Origin of the sequence: Sinorhizobium saheli (assembly GCF_001651875.1) — a bacterium.
GTDB classification, from domain to species: Bacteria; Pseudomonadota; Alphaproteobacteria; order Rhizobiales; family Rhizobiaceae; genus Sinorhizobium; species Sinorhizobium saheli.
Genome location: NZ_LNQB01000043.1, coordinates 1 through 16,329, shown reverse-complemented (window position 1 = coordinate 16,329; position 16,329 = coordinate 1). Strand labels below are relative to the sequence as shown.

At 61.8% G+C, this 16,329-nt stretch carries 11 protein-coding genes and 2 pseudogenes; 4 read left to right on the top strand and 9 right to left on the bottom strand.

Annotated elements, in window-relative coordinates; all coding sequences use genetic code 11:
• Window positions 1-136: 136 nt before the first annotated feature.
• The 3 genes from ATB98_RS01770 to ATB98_RS01760 are packed head-to-tail and all read right to left on the bottom strand — an operon-like array spanning window position 137 to window position 5,596.
• Window positions 137-3,400 (bottom strand): error-prone DNA polymerase, encoded by a 3,264-nt coding sequence (locus tag ATB98_RS01770; protein ID WP_066868316.1) that lies wholly within the window; start codon window positions 3,398-3,400, stop codon window positions 137-139.
• The gene (locus ATB98_RS01765; protein ID WP_174551895.1) at window positions 3,400-4,914 is read right to left on the bottom strand and encodes a Y-family DNA polymerase; all 1,515 of its coding nucleotides are present in this window, start codon (window positions 4,912-4,914) and stop codon (window positions 3,400-3,402) included. The genes ATB98_RS01770 and ATB98_RS01765 overlap by 1 nt, the downstream gene beginning before the upstream one ends.
• Window positions 4,835-5,596 carry an ImuA family protein gene (locus ATB98_RS01760; protein WP_157111009.1) on the bottom strand — a complete coding sequence of 254 codons (762 nt, stop codon included), beginning with the start codon at window positions 5,594-5,596 and terminating at the stop codon, window positions 4,835-4,837. Before ATB98_RS01760 ends, ATB98_RS01765 begins: the two co-directional genes overlap by 80 nt.
• Before the next feature lie 171 nt (window positions 5,597-5,767).
• On the opposite strand from ATB98_RS01760, the pseudogene ATB98_RS29865 reads away from it, so the two are divergent.
• Together ATB98_RS29865 and dinB are read left to right on the top strand one after the other, a co-directional pair.
• Window positions 5,768-6,027, top strand: a pseudogene (locus tag ATB98_RS29865) (hypothetical protein).
• Window positions 6,028-6,030: 3 nt separating this feature from the next.
• Complete coding sequence (gene dinB / locus ATB98_RS01755) at window positions 6,031-7,122, top strand: DNA polymerase IV (protein ID WP_066868310.1); 1,092 nt, start codon at window positions 6,031-6,033, stop codon at window positions 7,120-7,122.
• Here dinB and ATB98_RS01750 read toward each other — a convergent pair.
• Complete coding sequence (locus tag ATB98_RS01750) at window positions 7,119-7,616, bottom strand: SOS response-associated peptidase family protein (protein ID WP_174551896.1); 498 nt, start codon at window positions 7,614-7,616, stop codon at window positions 7,119-7,121. The two genes, dinB and ATB98_RS01750, sit on opposite strands and share 4 nt — an antisense overlap.
• Window positions 7,617-7,670: 54 nt before the next feature.
• On the opposite strand from ATB98_RS01750, the gene ATB98_RS01745 reads away from it, so the two are divergent.
• Complete coding sequence (locus ATB98_RS01745; protein ID WP_066868306.1) at window positions 7,671-8,261, top strand: SOS response-associated peptidase family protein; 591 nt, start codon at window positions 7,671-7,673, stop codon at window positions 8,259-8,261.
• 226 nt (window positions 8,262-8,487) lie between these two features.
• Here the strand turns inward: ATB98_RS01745 and ATB98_RS01740 are convergent, their stop codons facing one another.
• The 4 genes from ATB98_RS01740 to ATB98_RS01725 form a co-directional block, all read right to left on the bottom strand.
• A complete protein-coding gene (locus ATB98_RS01740; protein WP_066868303.1) occupies window positions 8,488-9,654 on the bottom strand; it encodes a mandelate racemase/muconate lactonizing enzyme family protein in 1,167 nt (388 codons plus the stop codon).
• 129 nt (window positions 9,655-9,783) lie between these two features.
• Entirely contained in the window at window positions 9,784-10,989 is a 1,206-nt protein-coding gene (locus tag ATB98_RS01735; RefSeq protein WP_066868301.1) for a bifunctional 3,4-dihydroxy-2-butanone-4-phosphate synthase/GTP cyclohydrolase II, read from the bottom strand.
• Between the two features lie 12 nt (window positions 10,990-11,001).
• Window positions 11,002-11,508, bottom strand: coding sequence for a flavin reductase family protein (locus ATB98_RS01730; protein ID WP_066868299.1), 507 nt, complete (start codon window positions 11,506-11,508; stop codon window positions 11,002-11,004).
• A 58-nt stretch (window positions 11,509-11,566) separates the two neighbouring features.
• Entirely contained in the window at window positions 11,567-13,003 is a 1,437-nt protein-coding gene (locus ATB98_RS01725) for an NAD-dependent succinate-semialdehyde dehydrogenase (RefSeq protein WP_066868297.1), read from the bottom strand.
• 381 nt (window positions 13,004-13,384) lie between these two features.
• Here ATB98_RS01725 and ATB98_RS01720 point away from each other — a divergent pair, with 381 nt between their 5' ends.
• On the top strand, window positions 13,385-15,364 hold the full coding sequence (locus tag ATB98_RS01720) for a sigma-54-dependent Fis family transcriptional regulator (RefSeq protein WP_066868295.1): 1,980 nt from the start codon (window positions 13,385-13,387) through the stop codon (window positions 15,362-15,364).
• A gap of 97 nt (window positions 15,365-15,461) precedes the next feature.
• Here the strand turns inward: ATB98_RS01720 and ATB98_RS01715 are convergent.
• Window positions 15,462-16,248 (bottom strand): annotated as a pseudogene (locus ATB98_RS01715) (Tn3 family transposase); the annotation flags it as partial.
• Between the last annotated feature and the right edge of the window lie 81 nt (window positions 16,249-16,329).

Genomic DNA, 16,329 nt, shown 5'->3' with positions numbered 1-16,329 from the left:
TTTTCCTGGGGCGCCGCCAACATCCATTTATTCATACGTTCCGGACTTCGATGGCACGAATGCGATGTAGCGGGAAGTCGACAATCCTTCGCCTTGAAAGGATTCGAACCGAAGCCCCGGTCGCCAGCCTTGAGCATTACTGAAAATTCCGGCTCTTGATCTTCAGCTTGTCGATATGAATATCCGGCGTGAACATATCCCTCGGTCGAACCGCTGGAGGCGCCTTTTCGCGGGAATCCGGACTGCCGGGAGAACCATGGGCGAACTCGTCGCCTCGGCCGGTTGGCGGTCGGAACTCTCCATCACGCTCGGCAAGCCCCGACAGATCGGCCGAGAGATCGAAGAGCTGCTGGGCGACCAGGTGAACCACCTCGCCTTCCCGCTGAATCCTGCCATTGACAGCCATCATGCTGGCGCCGAGCACGACCCGGCGCGACCGCTCGAACAGCTTTGGCCAGACGACGACATTGGCCACACCGGTTTCGTCCTCGATGGTGATGAACATCACGCCTTTCGCCGAGCCTGGTCGCTGGCGTACCAGCACCAGGCCGGCCGCCATCAACCATCGGCCATCCCGCGCCGTCATCGCCTCGGCACAGGTGACGATCCGCCGCTTCGTCAGGTCAGCCCGCAAAAATCGCAAAGGGTGCCCCCGGAGCGTCAGGCCGGTATGGCTGTAGTCCTCGACGACGTTGTGGCCGTCAGTCATTTGCCGCAGCTCGACTGCCGGCTCCTGCTGCTCGGCAATCGCCCGAGCCTCCCTTTCCGCCGCAGCCGTGAAGAGCGGAAGCGGCTCGTCGCGCAGCGCCTTGATCGCCCAGAGCGCATCGCGTCGCTCGAGACACAATGACGGCAGGAAGGCATCGGCTTCGGCCAGCTCCACCAATGAGGCGACCGGCACACCCGACCGCCGCCACATGTCGTCCACCGACGTAAAAGGTTCGTCAGCGCGGGCAGCGACGATACGCGCGGCGTCGGCGGTCGCCAATCCGCGCACCAGACGCATGCCGAGCCGCACCGCATGCCGGTCCGTGCCTTCGATCGGCTCCAGCGTGCAGTCCCAACGAGAGCGGTTGATGCAGATCGGACGGACTTCAACGCCGTGTTTCCGCGCGTCAGCCACGATTTGCGCGGGCGCATAAAAGCCCATCGGCTGAGAGTTCAAAAGCGCCGCGCAGAAGACGTCAGGAAAATGGCATTTCACGTAGTTGGAGGCGTAAGCGATCAGCGCGAAGGAGGCTGCATGGCTTTCGGGAAAACCATAGGAGCCAAAACCTTCCAGCTGCGAGAATGTCTTTTCGGCGAAGTCCGGCGAATAGCCGTTCCGGATCATGCCGGAGACGAGCTTGTCCTTGAACTTGGAAACGCCGCCCGTGAACTTGAACGTGGCCATCGATTTCCGGAGCTGGTCGGCTTCGCCGCCGGTGAACCCCGCGCAGACCATCGCCACCTTCATCGCCGACTCCTGAAACAGCGGCACGCCCAACGTCTTGTGCAGGACCGCTTCCAGTTCCGGTGTCGGGTACTCAACCGTCTCCTTGCCCTCGCGCCGGCGCAGGTAGGGATGCACCATGTCGCCCTGAATCGGGCCGGGGCGGACGATCGCCACCTGGATGACGAGGTCGTAGAAAGTCCTGGGTTTCATGCGGGGCAGCATGGACATCTGGGCGCGGGATTCGATCTGGAAGGTACCGAGCGTATCGGCCTTGCGGATCATCGCATAGGTCGCGGGGTCCTCCTGCGGGATGGTGGCGAGGTCGAGGGCCTGGTGCTTGTGTTCGCTGATCAGCGCAAAGGCCTTGGCCATGCAGGTCAGCATGCCGAGGGCCAATACATCGACCTTCATCATTTTGAGGGCTTCGACGTCATCCTTGTCCCATTCAATCACCTGGCGGTCGACCATCGCCGCCGGCTCGATCGGCACCAGATGATCCAGCCTGTCGTGGGTCAGTACGAAGCCGCCGGGATGCTGGCCGAGATGCCTCGGCGCTCCCATCAACTGCTGAGCAAGTCGCAAGGTCAAAGCGAGACGTCGATCATCCGGGTTGAGGCCGAGGTCACGCACTTGGCTCTCGCCGACCGTTTCCGACCACGACCAAATGCCGGAGGAAAGCGCCTTGATCAGATCTTCGGGCAGGCCAAGCGCCTTGCCGACGTCACGGATGGCGCCCTTGGCGCGATAGCGCGTGACGGTCGAGCACAGCGCCGCCTTGTCGTGGCCATAGGTCTTGTAGATCCACTGGATGACCTCCTCGCGTCTCTCGTGCTCGAAATCGACATCGATGTCGGGCGGCTCGTCGCGCTCCTGGCTCACGAAGCGCTCAAACAGGAGATCGTTGGTTTCGGGGTCGATCGAGGTGATGCCGAGCACATAGCAGACAGCGGAATTGGCGGCCGATCCCCTGCCCTGGCAAAGGATGCCCTGCGAGCGGGCATAACGCACAATCGAAAACACCGTGAGGAAATAGGGCGCGTATTTCATCGTCTCGATCAGCGCCAGTTCATGGCGGATCGTCTTTTCGACATGCGCCGGCAGCCCTTCGGGATAGCGTGTCCTGACGCCCTCCCAGGTGTAGTGCTCCAGCGACTGCTGCGCCGTCATGTCCGGGATCAGCGCTTCCTCGGGATATTGATAGACCAGTTCTTCGAGCGAGAACCTGCACCGCTCGACGATCTCCATAGTGCGCGCCAGCGCCTCCGGGTAGCGGGGAAACAGACGGGCCATTTCTTGCGGTGGCTTGAGATAACGATCGGCATGCCGCTCGCGCTCAAAGCCGACATCGTCGATCGTGGTGCCAGTGCGGATGCAAGTGACGACATCCTGCAACTGCCGCCGGCCCGGCTCATGAAATAGCACGTCATTGGTGACGACGGTCTTCACCCGGTGCTTCACTGCCAGGTTCGACAGCTCATACAGCCGCAGCTGATCGTTGAGGCGCCGGCGCAGACAGAGCGAGACATAGGCGCGTTCGGCAAAGACCTCGGCCATCTTCCTGAGCTGCACGGCACAGGCGTCATCCGGCATATCCGGTACCAGAATGCCGATCAGGCCTTGGGAATACAGCGCCACATCATCGAGATGCAGGATACAGTTCGCCTTGCCACCCCTGCTCTTTCCCAGGGTCAGCAGCCGCGTCAGGCGCGAATAGGCGCCGCGATCAGTCGGATAGACGAGGATCGACATGCCATCGGCCAGATCGAGCCGGCAGCCGACGACAAGCCGCAATCCGGTGGCGCGAGACGCCTCGAGCGCACGAACGATACCGGCCAGACTGTTGCGGTCGACAATGCCGAGCGCTTCCATGCCGAGCAGTTTTGCCGTCGCGAACAGTTGCTCCGCCGAGCTTGCGCCCCTCAGGAACGAGAAATGCGTGGTGACCTGAAGTTCGGCGTAGCGCATCAGGCAAACACCCCGTGCAGGAACCATTTGTGCGATCCGGTTTCCACATCGACGCCATCGCCCGATCGAAAGATCCAGAAACGTTCGCCGGTATCATCCTCGACGACGAAATAGTCGCGCACAGCGATCCATTCGGAGCCGCGTCTCCACCACTCCCCAAAAATCCGTTCCGGACCGTCGGCGCGCTTCACGCGACGCCGCTTGCCGCGCCAGGTGAAGGACACCGGCGGATGATCGGGCAAGAGTGCAATCACTTCGATCAGTTCTGGACGCGTTAGAAGCCGTGTCGGCCTCGGCCAGTGCATCGGCCAGGTGGCGCCGTCCTCATCGGCCGTCGGCGCGATCCGATGGACGCTGCGCTCCGGAACGTCGCTTGCAACCGGCGCGACCCGGAAAATCCGTTGTCCACCGCGATTACCGAGCACGTCGATGAGTGGCGTCACATCGGTCACCTGCTCTTCGACCAAGGAGGAGGCCGACTGCACGTCGACAAGCGGTTCGGCGATGATCGCGGCGAGGCTAAGCTTCTCGATGCCGAAACCAGGCTCGATCTTCTCGATCCGATCGCGGAAGAGTTTTGTCAGCCAGGCGATATCGCGGACTGGTTTGGCCGTGCCAGCCCGGAGCGACTGAAGCGTGTTGTCGACGCGGTGGACGATGAGATCGGCGCGGCGCACGCCAAGCCCTCGCTTCTCGAGCTCCAGACAGAGCTGGCGCACCAGCCGGCTGACGTATTTTTCGATTGTCTCGGGTGCGCCGATCGGCTCGGCGAAAGATAACTGCACCTCGACAAGTTCCGCCGGCCGGATTGGATCGATGGGCTCGGCGATACGGCCGAACATCTGATCGAGGCGAAGTCCCACCTCCGGGCCGAAACGTAGCGTCAATGGCGCTCGTGGGGTGACGGCAAGATCGGCAACCGTCGCGAAGCCGAGGGTCCGAAGACCAGCGACGGTCTCGGCCGGCAATCGCAGCGATGACAACGGCAGCCGGTTCACGGCCTTAGCGGTCTCGCCGCGCCCGACGATCACCGTCTCGCGATCGGTGGTCCGGGCGAGCGCGTGAGCGGCACCCCAGGTGTCGGCGATCGCCGCATGGGCAGCGAGACCTCGGCCGCGGAAGCGATTGACGAGACCGGAGAGCATCAGCTCCTCGCCGCCCTGAAGATGATCGGCACCGTCGGTATCCATGACGATGCCATCGGGAGGATCCATGGCGACGACGGGAGAATATTGCGACAAGGCCCAGAGTGTCAGCCGTTCCAGCGTAGCAAGGTCGGCGACCGGATCGGCATCGATCATCGTGAGACCTTGGACCAGCGCCTGCGCCTTGGCCGCCGGCGTGCCGACACGAAGACCGAGTTTAAGAGCTGCCCTATCGGCCGCGGCAACCCATCGCTTCGAGCCGCTCCTGGCGATCACCACCAGCGGTGTGTCAGGAGACAGCGAAGGATCGGCGCGCCTGATCCGGTCGGTCGGCAGTGTCGGAAGAAAGACTGATACGACCCTGGCCATCGCATGCTCCGATGATGAACTCGCCTCCCTCCCCTGCCCTGACCCGCATCAGCTCCGCCAGCCATCGCGCCCGCCCAATTCCCGGCACGGGAAGCGGCTCGGATGGCAGCACCGAGATCCGCCAGCGGGTTGCCGCGGCCGTCGGCAAACCGAAGTCGGAAGCTTCCGTCTGGCGCCGCCAGCGGCGGATCACCAGCCCCAATGTGCCGGATTTTTCCGCCGCAAGCTGCAGCCGGCGTGACGCCGTCATCGGCAGGCGCACCAGTTCGGCGACGACGGCGCCGAGGCCGCCATAACGCAAGGCCTCCTCGAAGCTTGCGAGCACAGTCTCTTCCTTGTCGCACTCAACGAAGATGACGCGGTCCGGGTGAAGCCCGACCTGGGCGAGCGCGGGAAAGAACAAATCAAAGCGCGTCAGGCACCAGACCACCTTGCCGGTGGTGCGGGCAGCGATGCCGCCGATAAAGAGTGCCGCTGCCGCCCCGTCGACCGCGCCGTTTCCGCCGCCGGCCACTTCGTGAAGCGCGCCATAGGCGAGCCCACCTCCCGGTAGCTGCGCATCGAGCTCCCGCACCCCGAAAGGCAGAACGCTGCGCTTGCGTGAGCCTGCCCCTTCCAGGCTGGCGATTTTCTCGCGCAACTCGTCGAGGACGGGGTTCGAAGTGGCGGCGGCTATCATGATCTCCCTTACGGCAACCCGTTTTCAGCTTGAGATGGTGAAATTTGTTCTGTATTTGTTCTCAACACGGACATGAGTCAATGCGCACGTGGCGCGCGGAAGTTGAGCGAGAGTGCCCATCGAAGAAATCCGTGAGCGGATTCAAGCGGGTGGCATGAATGGGAATTTTTTCGCATGGCACGACCGGAGCCTGTGAACGATCTGGATCCGAGACTGAGGGATCACCGTGAGCCGATCATTGAATTCATCTGTCGCCCGTGCGATCGCCATTGCACGCTTGAGCGCAAGCTGTTGGTGAAAGCGTTTGGCGCCAGTGTAAGCTTCGCCGTACTTCGCCGTCGTATGGCCATGGGCTGCGAGCGCATGCAAACGCCGAGGGTGACAAGTGCGGCGCGCACTTCCCATGTTTGGCCGAGGGACCTGATGGAAGCTAGGCGATGACAAATGACGAAGGCAGCGAGCGGCCGCGCAAGATCGTGCACGTGGACATGGATGCCTTTTATGCATCGGTCGAGCAGCGCGACAATCCGGAACTCAGGGGCCTGCCGGTTGCCGTCGGCTATCCTGCTGCCCGCGGCGTAGTGGCGGCCGCCAGCTACGAGGCACGCAAGTTCGGCGTTCATTCGGCCATGCCTTCGGGGACCGCGAAGCGCAAATGCCCCGACCTCATCTTCGTCAAGCCGCGCTTCGACGTCTACAAGACCGTCTCGTTGCAGATCCGCGCGATCTTCGCCGAATACACGCCTGACATCGAGCCGCTCTCGCTCGACGAAGCTTATCTCGACGTCACCGAGAACCTGAAGGGCATGGAGATCGCCACCGAGATTGCCGCGGAGATCCGAGCGAAGATCAAGCAGGTCACCGGCCTCAATGCGTCGGCCGGGATTTCCTACAACAAGTTCCTGGCGAAGATGGCATCCGACCTGAACAAGCCCAACGGTCAGGCTGTCATTACGCCGAAGAACGGGCCGGCCTTCGTCGAGGCCCTCCCCGTCAAGAAATTCCATGGCGTAGGCCCCGCAACCGCCGAAAAGATGCATAGGCTCGGCATCGAGACGGGCGCAGACCTCAAGGACAAGACTCTCGAGTTTCTGGTCGAACATTTCGGGAAGTCGGGGCCATATTTCTATGGGATCGCCCGCGGCATCGATAATCGCCAGGTCAAGCCGGACCGGGTGCGGAAGTCCGTCGGCGCCGAAGACACGTTCTCCGAGGACATTCACGCCTTTGAGCCGGCACGCAAAGGTCTTCAGCCACTGATCGAGAAAGTCTGGGCTTACTGCGAGGCCAATGAGATCGGCGCCAAGACGGTGACGCTCAAGGTCAAATATGCCGACTTCAGCCAGATCACCCGCAGCAAGACGGTTGCGGTACCTCTGCCCGCAATCACGGATCTCGAGGAGGTGGTCGGCCTGCTTCTCGTGCCGCTCTTTCCGCCGCGCAAAGGCATACGCCTGCTCGGCGTCACGCTGTCATCACTGGAACGGCAGACCTCTGGCGTGGCGCCGCAGTTGCGGCTGGCGCTTTAGATCGCCAGCATCGGCTGGGCTGGATCGATCGAGTGGCTTTTGACCCGGAAGGTCCCTGCTGGCAATGGACGGAGGATCTCGTCCTCGGGCACAACTCCGTCGAGCCACGCCAGGCGCTGATCGCGAGTCAGCACCGCCATCTGTCGGTTGTGAAAGGGCGCGAGATCGGCACTCGCCTCTATGGTCAGGATGGCATAGGCCTCCGGCCAGTCCTCGATCGCCGGCCGCCAAATCCCGGCGAAGTAGAACCAGTCGCCATTGGCAAGCGAGAAGCTGAAGCTCCTGTGGCGAAACTCGGAAGCGGGCACCAGGCAACGGTGAGCCGAAAACGTCCTCCCTTCCGATCGAACGACGTTCACGGCGCGCGCGCCGCCGTCGCGCGGGAGCAGGCCCCACGGCAACTCCACCATCTCCACATCGCCGTCATAGCGCCTTATGATCACACGGCGCTCATCAAGTGGGGCGTCGGACTGGAAAACGGTCGCGCTCATGATAGTTAGAACATATCAGGAACGCCATTGCGAAGCAACCAGACCTGAGGAGGATGCATGTGCAATGATTATCGGCTGATGGTGGATGTCGCCTCAATTGTCGAGGACTTCGCCGAACTGAAGATCAAGATCCGTTTCGGTGAAGGCGCGCCGAACCTCGAAGCGCGTGAGGACATCAAGATCACCGATATCGGCCCAATCGTCAGAACGGTCAACGGCGCCCGGGATGAGGCCGAGCTCGTGCAGCGGCGCTGGAGCTGGCCGGGGCCGAACAAGCGGCCGGTGTATAACTTCCGGTCGGAGGGGCGAGAGTTCAATTCCAATCGCTGCCTGATCATTGCCGACGGCTTCTACGAATTCACCGATCCGAAGGATCCGAAGAAGAAGCGCAAGGACAAGTGGCTCTTTACCAAGAAGCACGAGCCGATCTTCTGCATTGCCGGCATCTGGCGTGAAACCTCGGAGGTCGGACAGGCCTTCACCATGCTGACGATAGAGCCGGGACCGGATATCGCTCCATATCACGATCGCCAGATCGTCATTCTGGAGCGTGATGCATGGGCAAACTGGCTCGATCCGGCGGTCTCTGCTAGAACGCTGATCAAGCTCCTACCCGCGGGGACCCTGGCTGTGGAGCAGGTTGGCTGAGAGCTTACCTCGCACAAGCGAGCCGCCGCCAGGAGAATGAGCTCACCTTGCGTCAACAGCAGTCGCACGACAGTTTCCAATAAGCGGCTGCTCTCGACCCGTTTCGGTCGTCGCGACTGATAGGGGCTTCGATTGACGTGTTCCGGACATAGAGGATGGCGTTAGCGTGGCACGAAGAACGCTGCGAGGACGGGAGTTCGAGCAGTCGCGCGAACTCCCGTCCTGATCAGGCCGTCTCTTTCAAATAGTCGAAACAGCAATAGGGCTCGAGTTTCGCGGTATCCACGACTGCCCCCATGCCGGCGTCGCTCGTCACCTCGAGGAAGCCGTTCTTGATCCGGTCCTCGGGGGCGTTCTTGAGGACTTGAACATAGCCCTTTGACTCCGGCAGATAGGGATAAATCTCGAGCGGCATGGCGTTTGCGCATGCGGCCCAGACCTGCAGCGAGGCGGCCGTGCAGAGAGTGGACGCGCAGTTGTGCGGCGAAACGCGAGCGTTGTACGCTTCCGCCATGGCCGCAATTTGGATCAGTTCGAACACACCGCCGCAATTGCCGACGTCGGGCATGACGACATCGATCGCCCCGGTCTCGAGCAGGTTCTTGAAGCCGTTGCGGGTGTAGACTCGCTCGCCGGCGGCGATCGGGAACTTGTAGCGGCCCACCAGGTTCTTGAGGCCCGTCAGATTGAAGGCGTCGAAAGGCTCCTCAACCCAGGAGACCTTCAGTTCCTCGCAGACGTCGAGGAAGCGCAGGAGCTGATCGTTGTTGATGCCGCCGGAGAGGTCGATGAGCAGCTCTGCATCGTTGCCGACCACCTCCTTCAGCAGGCGCACGCGGTCGACGGCGCGCGTGAACTCTTCCGGCGACAAGGCCCGGCGCTGAACATGGGTAAGAGTGCGTCCGGGCAGTTGCGTCGCGAAGGGATAGCTCTTGAGCATCTTGTAGCCGTCCCGCAACGGCCGCTCCGCCGCCTTTGCCCACTCGATCGCGTCGTTGCAGTGGTAGTTCCAGCCATTCGCATAGACCGGAGCGGCCTTGGCGAAGGCCCCACCGAAAAGCTCGTATACCGGGACGCCGAGGGACTTCGCCTTGATGTCCCAGAGAGCCTGATCGATCGCGCTGACCGCCGCAAACGCTATCGCACCACCGCCCTTGGTCCAGAACGAGTTGTCGTAGATATCGTGATAGACGTGACGGGGATAGGCCGGATCGGCACCGATGACGCGCGGCGCGTAGTCCGCGATCATGCCGGCCGCGCCGCGAGCGCCCAGCCCATAGGCGACAGCGGCCTCGCCCCAGCCCGTAAGACCCTCATCGGTAACAATCTCCACGAGGACCGGGCGGACCCCACCGGTTGGTATTCGGTAAGCCCGAACGTTTGTGACGCGCATAGTTGCACTCCTCTGTTGTAGTGAGGACCCGAGCCCTCGATTGAGTCAGTCATTGTTAAAAGCCCCGGCGACCGCCCGGTCGCCGGGGAGGAAGCGGAGTTATTGGCGCACTTCGCGGGGAGCCTGCCCTCAAGCGGTTTCGAGGAAGTGGCCGAAGCGCTCCTTCTTTGCCCGAAGGTACGAAGCATTGGCTGCGTTCACCGCGGTCAGGAGGCCGCGCCTGCTATGGACAGTGATCCCACATCGCTCGAGGCCAGCGACCTTCTTCGGATTATTCGTCAGCAGACGAAGCTGCTTTACCCGGAGGTCGCTGAGGATTGCCGCAGCGACCGAATAGTCCCGGTCGTCGGCCGGAAGGCCAAGGGCGCGGTTGGCGTCGTACGTGTCCAACCCACCGTCCTGCAGCCCATAGGCGGCTATTTTATTGCCGAGCCCGATGCCGCGCCCCTCCTGGCCCCTGAGGTAGACGATACATCCGGTGCCCTCTGCCTCGATCAGCGACAGCGCCTGCTGTAGCTGATCGCCACAATCGCATCGCAGCGAGCCGAGGGCCTCTCCCGTGACGCACTCCGAGTGGATTCTGACGAGCGGGCTTTCAGTATCTGCAAGATTTCCCTTCACGAGAGCGATATGCTCCAGCCCGCTAGCAGCATCGCGATAAGCAATCGCCCTGAAGGATCCCGCTTTCGTGGGAAGCTCCGCGTCCGAAACCCGCTCGACTTCGGGTTCCCTTTGGCGCCGATAGGCGATCAGGTCCTTGATCGTGATGATAAGAAGGCCGTGGCGGCTGGCGAATTCCTGGAGCTCCGGCAGCCGCGCCATCGTGCCGTCGTCATTCGCGATCTCGCATATGACGCCGCATGGGTGGCGTCCTGCGAGCTTGGCCAGGTCCACGGCCGCTTCGGTGTGGCCGGGCCGACCGAGAACCCCCTTTGGGTTCCCTCTCAGGGGGAAGATATGGCCGGGGCGTGCGAAGTCCGCGGGTCTTGCGGCTGGATCGACCAAGGCCCTGATGGTGGCGGCCCGGTCCGGTGCTGATATACCGGTGGACGTGCCATGAATGTAGTCGATCGACACCGTGAACGCGGTCTTCATGGACTCGGAGTTTTCGGTGACCATCAGCGGCAGTTCGAGTTCGTCCAACCGCTCGCCGGTGACCGAAACACAGATCAAGCCGCGTGCGTGCTTCATCATGAATGCCACCGCTTCCGGCGTGATCGCGTCGGCGGCGACGACGATGTCGCCCTCGTTCTCACGGTCCTCATCGTCCACGACGATGATCATTTCGCCGCGCGCCATTGCGGCGATCGCTTCCTCAACGCGCGAAAAGCTCATTGTCGTTCCTCCTCATGCCTTTTCTGTCTCAGGAGTCTCCGAGGCCACGCTGACGAATCCTTTGCGGTGCCACAGCAGGCAACGGTCGGCGTTCTCATTGGGCAGAAGGATTTCGTGGATGAGGCCCACGAGAATGGTGTGGCTGTAGCCGTCATGCGCATGGGCGATCCGGCAGTCAAAAGCAACCGACGCTCCCGCGAGAAGCGGAGCACCGGTTTCCTGCATGATCCACAGCGCCCCTTCGAAGCGGTCCGCACCCTTGGCCCGAGCAAAGTGGTCGGCAAAGGCCTTCAGCGTATCGGGCAGGACGGAGACGCCAAAGAACCCCAGACGCAGGATGGCGTCATGCGCTGAAGCGGACTTGTTGATGCAAACGATCAGAGACGGCGGTTCCGCCGAGAGGCTGCAGACGGCGGTAGCCATGAGACCGCTCGGAACGCCATTCTCGATCGTCGTGATTGCTGTGACTGGACCTGCAAAACGCTGCATGGCTTCGCGGAAATCGTCGGTTCTGATCATCGTGGTCTCTTTCGTCAGGCAGTGGCGGCGCCCGCCGAGGCGCCGCCTTCGACTGCAATCAGGCTGTTTCGTGAGTGACGAAGCGGGTGTTGAGGTATGCCTCGAGGGCCTCGCTTCCGCCTTCATAGCCGTAGCCGGAATCCTTGACGCCGCCGTAGGGCGTCTCGGGCAGGCCGAGGCCTATGTGGTTGATCGAGACCATGCCTGCCTGAATGCCCTGGCTCAGCTTCCTTGCCGTCGAGGAACTCCGCGTCCAAGCGTAGGAACCAAGGCCAAATGGAAGCCGGTTCGCCTCTTCCAGTGCTTCATCGATCTCGTCGAAGCTCTGGACCAGGGCGACCGGCCCGAACGGCTCCTCGTTCATCGCGCGCATGTCGCTCCGAACCCCCGTCAGAATGGTCGGGGCGAAGAAGAAGCCACTGTTATTGATGCGGCTTCCGCCCGCTTCCAACTTGGCGCCCTTCCAGACGGCGTCGTCTATGAGGCTTTCAACGGCCGCGCGGCGGCGCTCGCTGATCAGCGGACCCATCTGGGTACCCTCTTCCAGCCCGTCTCCCACCTTCAGGGCCTTGGTCTTGCGCACGAAGCTCTCGACGAATTCGTCATGCACCCGCGACTGGATCAGGAAGCGCGTAGGGGAGATGCACACCTGTCCGGCATTCCGGAATTTCGAGGCAACAAGAGCGGTCGTCGCCGCATCGACGTTTGCGTCGTCGGCCACGATAACCGGAGCGTGCCCGCCGAGCTCCATCGTCACCCGCTTCATGTGGAGGCCTGCGAGACAAGCCAGGCTCTTGCCGACCGGCACCGATCCTGTGAAGGAAACTTTCCGGATGGCGGGGTTCGGCACCAGAAACTGCGAAATATCCGGGCCGGGGCCGAACACCAGATTGACAACGCCTGCCGGAATGCCCGCCTCTTCGAGGCAGCAGAAAAGGGCCACGGGAGCACCCGGCGCTTCATTGGGTCCCTTGATGATGATCGAGCAACCGGCGGCGATCGCCGGACCCAGTTTCCGCACGATCTGGCTCATCGGGAAGTTCCAGGGCGTGAAGCCAACCGCGGGCCCGACCGGCTCCTTTATCGCAAACTGTTGGACCGAGACAGAACGGGACGGGATCGTGCGCCCATAGGTCCGCCTTCCTTCTTCGGCAAACCAGTCCAGCAGATCAGCGCAGGAGTTCACTTCCAGGCGCGATTCGGAAAGCGGCTTCCCCTCATCGATGGTGAGGGTCGTCGCGATCTGCTCCAGCCGTTCGCGAATGAGGGCGGCAGCCTTGCGAATGACCTTGCTGCGCTCGAAAGCGGACGTCGCGCTCCAGACCTTGAAGCCTTTCTCGGCAGCAGCGACCGCCCTCAGAAGATCGTCTTCGGACGCACTGGCCACGTATCCGATTACCTCGCCGGTGGCGGGATTGTCGACGTCGATCGTCTTGCCGTTGCTCGCATCCACCCACTTGCCGTCGATGAAGAGTCTGGTGTCGCCGTATCTCATTCCTGTCTCCTGTATTGAACACCCGTCGTTCGACAGCGGTGCCAAGCATGGCGCGGCGTTTGCTGCCCGGTTCCCGGTCTCGAGGAATGGCCGAACGACAAGCTGAGGGCAGAAGAAGTCCGACGGCGGCCTAAGGCATTCGTCCCTGGAAGTCCCAGCATGTCGTCCGAGTCTCCCCCGCGACGCTCGCCAGTGGAGGAGCAATCATCGTGCCAACTCTTTAAATCGCTGATTTCAGCGGGATTTATTGGCCACGGCGATTGGTGCCGAAAATATTCTCGAAAGAGTCTCACTATTGAGACGCGGTGAGATTTACGGGGTTTCCTTGACTTGTATCAAAATTGCTTGGCAAAGTGCCTGACAAATGGGAGCAATACTGGAATGCTCGAAATCAACGACCATTTCCGCGTCATCGAAAGAGCCGTCCTGTCAGGAAGCGAGAAGACGAACTGGCGGACGGAGTCATGGGCCCGCTGCCTGCAAGACTACAAGCTGGATCCATCAAGAGCCAACCTGGTTGAGCTCACTCAACAAGAGATTCGCGAGCAGACGGACGCCTTTGACAATGACATCGCGCTTGCCGCGGGCGAACTGGAATCAACGCTCGGCATGATCGAGGGAGGCGGGTACAGCGCGCACCTCGCCAACCGCAACGGCGTTATCATAGCAGAGCGCAAGAGCCGAGATTCCGCCTTCTATCTCAGCAGCGACCGGGTCGGCATGGTCTGGACCGAAGAAGTCGGCGGCACGAACGGAATTGGAACGTCCCTCAAGCAGTTGACCCCAACGGCTGTCTATCTCACCGATCACTTCTTTGCGGATCTGACCGGCGGCGCCTGCGCCGCGGCTCCGTTCTTCGGGCCTGACGGCACGGTGTTGGGCATCGTGAACCTCTCCACGCGAAACCCCGGCCTTCCCCAGCTTGCGCACAGGGTGGTCTTCGGGGTCGCGCAGATCACCGCAGAGCGGTTGGAGACGAGTTACTTCACGAACCACTTCCGGAGGTTCTACACCCTCGTTATCAGTCTCGAGCAGAAATCCCCGGCGATCATAGCCGTGGATTCCGACTTCAAGATTGTTGGCGCAACGAGGCATGCCCGCGCCGCCTTCCGTCTCGATGACGCGATCGGTACACGCAGCCTCTGGGGAGTCTTCGAAAAAATTCGGGGCAACCCGACCATCGAGTATCTCTGCGAAAATCTCCGCGAGTTGAGGCCTTTGGGCAGCGGCCAGTTGCTCGGGGTTTCGCTGAAACGGCCGCTTACTCTCGGCGCGCTGGCAAACCCGAAGATCGCACCCGGTGCAAAGTCGGCTCCGGCGAAGCCAGCGCGCAAAATTACCACGCTTGCGGAGTGTGCGGGCGAAGACCCGCAGATGAAGAGAAACCTGAGCATTCTCAAGAAGGTATTCGGAAGCGGACTCCACGTTCTCCTGCTCGGTGAGACTGGCGTCGGCAAGGACACCCTGACGAGAGCGCTGCATTATGAGAGCGAACGGGCGACCGGCCCATTTGTCGCCTTCAACTGCTCCGCGGTCCCCGAATCCCTGATCGACAGCGAACTCTTCGGCTACAGCGGCGGCGCGTTCACCGGCGCCAACAAGGAGGGCAATCTGGGCCGGATCGTCGAGGCCGACAAGGGAACGCTTTTCCTCGACGAAATCGGCGACATGCCGCTGCAACTGCAGACTCGCCTGCTTCGTTTCCTCGAAACACAGGAGGTGATGCCGCTCGGTTCAGGAAAGGTGCGGACCGTGGACGTGCAAGTCGTTGCAGCCACGCATCAGAACCTGCATGAAAAGGTGGCCGCGGGTAGTTTCCGCCAGGACCTTTTCTACCGCCTTGCCGGAACCATCATCACAATCCCGTCGTTGCGGGAGAGAAGCGACCTCGACTACATCATCCGGACATTGCTGGACCAACTGGCAGAGGATGAGCCCGTACGGTTGAGCGAGGCGGCGCGCAAGGCCCTGCTCGGCCACTCGTGGCCAGGAAACATTCGCGAACTCAGGAACGTGCTGACCCGGGCGGCGAAACTAGCGGATGGCGGCGTCATCAACGTCGATGACCTGATGCTGGTTCAGGTGAAAACCAAGGCGGGTCCCCTGCCGGCCCTGCACGAGATCCGCCCGAAGGTCCCCGAGACCCCCCAGGCAAATCCGCAGCCTCAACCCATTCCGGCAATGCCGGGCCGGGCGAAGGTCGTCGCTAGTCAGGCGGAACGGTCCGCAATCATAGCGGCAATAGAGGCAAGCGGCGGGGGCGCTCTCGCCTGCGCCGCAGCCCTCGGAGTGAGCCGCGCCACGCTCTACCGCAAGCTCAAGCAGTACGACTTGAGCCTGACGCTGCGCTCAAGGCATTAGGAGGGCGCCGGCCGCAAGGCTGACCAGGATGGCTCAGAACCTCGTGCCGGCTACGGGAGTTGACTCTTTGGGGTCGCTTGCGGGAGGGGGCGATATACTACCTTAACGGCGGCCACCGATATTCCCAGTGAGCGTTATATGCTCCCATCCGAGCGGTGAGACGTGAGGAAGGAGCACGAGGTCGATCTGTTCGCCGCTGGCGATTTGCTCGGCGACGATTTCGCCGAGCTTCCATGTGTTCCAATAGATGATGATGGCGGTGAGGAGGTTGAGACCGGCAATTCGGTGTTGCTGTCCCTCTGACGACCGGTCTCGGATTTCGCCGCGCCTGTTGAAGTTGACCGCGCGCTTGAGGGCGTGATGGGCCTCACCCTTATTCAACCCGATCTGCGCTCGACGCTGCAAATCAATATCGCTCAGCCAGTCGAGCATGAAGATCGAACGCTCCAGACGCCCGACTTCCCTGAGCGCCAGCGCCAGGCTATTTTGACGCGGATAGGCGGCGAGTTTTCGAAGAATCTGACTTGGCACGACGGTCCCGGCGGCCATGCTGGCGGCGAGCCGCAGGATATCGCGCCAATTTTCGCGGATCAGCCGAATGTTAATGCGGCCGCCGATCAGCGGCTGAAGAGCAGGAGGCACCAGATCGAGAGCGGGAACGTAAAGCCGCTTGTCTGGCAGATCGCGGATTCTCGGCGCGAACTGGAAGCCGAGAACGGAGCAGATGGCAAAGACATGATCCGTGAAACCCCCGGATCCGCATAATGCTCCCGGATTTGCCTTCGAGTGTCGTTCTGCAGCAGACCATCGAGAATGTATGGCGCTTCGTGAGCGGTCGCGGGAATGATCTGGGTCGAATAGGGAGTGTATTGATCAGAGACATGGCGAGACGTGTTTCATTATGCACCCCTTCGTTAAGTGTCTGTAAACATTGGAAGCGTGTCCGCATCAACATCGCGCAACGG

What these genes read in the sequence shown, in the direction of transcription:
- ATB98_RS01765 (WP_174551895.1), bottom strand. Translation starts at nt 4,914, where the DNA reads ATGGCCAGGGTCGTATCAGTCTTTCTTCCGACACTGCCGACCGACCGG.
- ATB98_RS01745 (WP_066868306.1), top strand. Translation starts at nt 7,671, where the DNA reads ATGTGCAATGATTATCGGCTGATGGTGGATGTCGCCTCAATTGTCGAG.
- ATB98_RS01770 (WP_066868316.1), bottom strand. Translation starts at nt 3,400, where the DNA reads ATGCGCTACGCCGAACTTCAGGTCACCACGCATTTCTCGTTCCTGAGG.
- dinB (WP_066868310.1), top strand. Translation starts at nt 6,031, where the DNA reads ATGACAAATGACGAAGGCAGCGAGCGGCCGCGCAAGATCGTGCACGTG.
- ATB98_RS01735 (WP_066868301.1), bottom strand. Translation starts at nt 10,989, where the DNA reads ATGAGCTTTTCGCGCGTTGAGGAAGCGATCGCCGCAATGGCGCGCGGC.
- ATB98_RS01725 (WP_066868297.1), bottom strand. Translation starts at nt 13,003, where the DNA reads ATGAGATACGGCGACACCAGACTCTTCATCGACGGCAAGTGGGTGGAT.
- ATB98_RS01740 (WP_066868303.1), bottom strand. Translation starts at nt 9,654, where the DNA reads ATGCGCGTCACAAACGTTCGGGCTTACCGAATACCAACCGGTGGGGTC.
- ATB98_RS01720 (WP_066868295.1), top strand. Translation starts at nt 13,385, where the DNA reads ATGCTCGAAATCAACGACCATTTCCGCGTCATCGAAAGAGCCGTCCTG.
- ATB98_RS01730 (WP_066868299.1), bottom strand. Translation starts at nt 11,508, where the DNA reads ATGATCAGAACCGACGATTTCCGCGAAGCCATGCAGCGTTTTGCAGGT.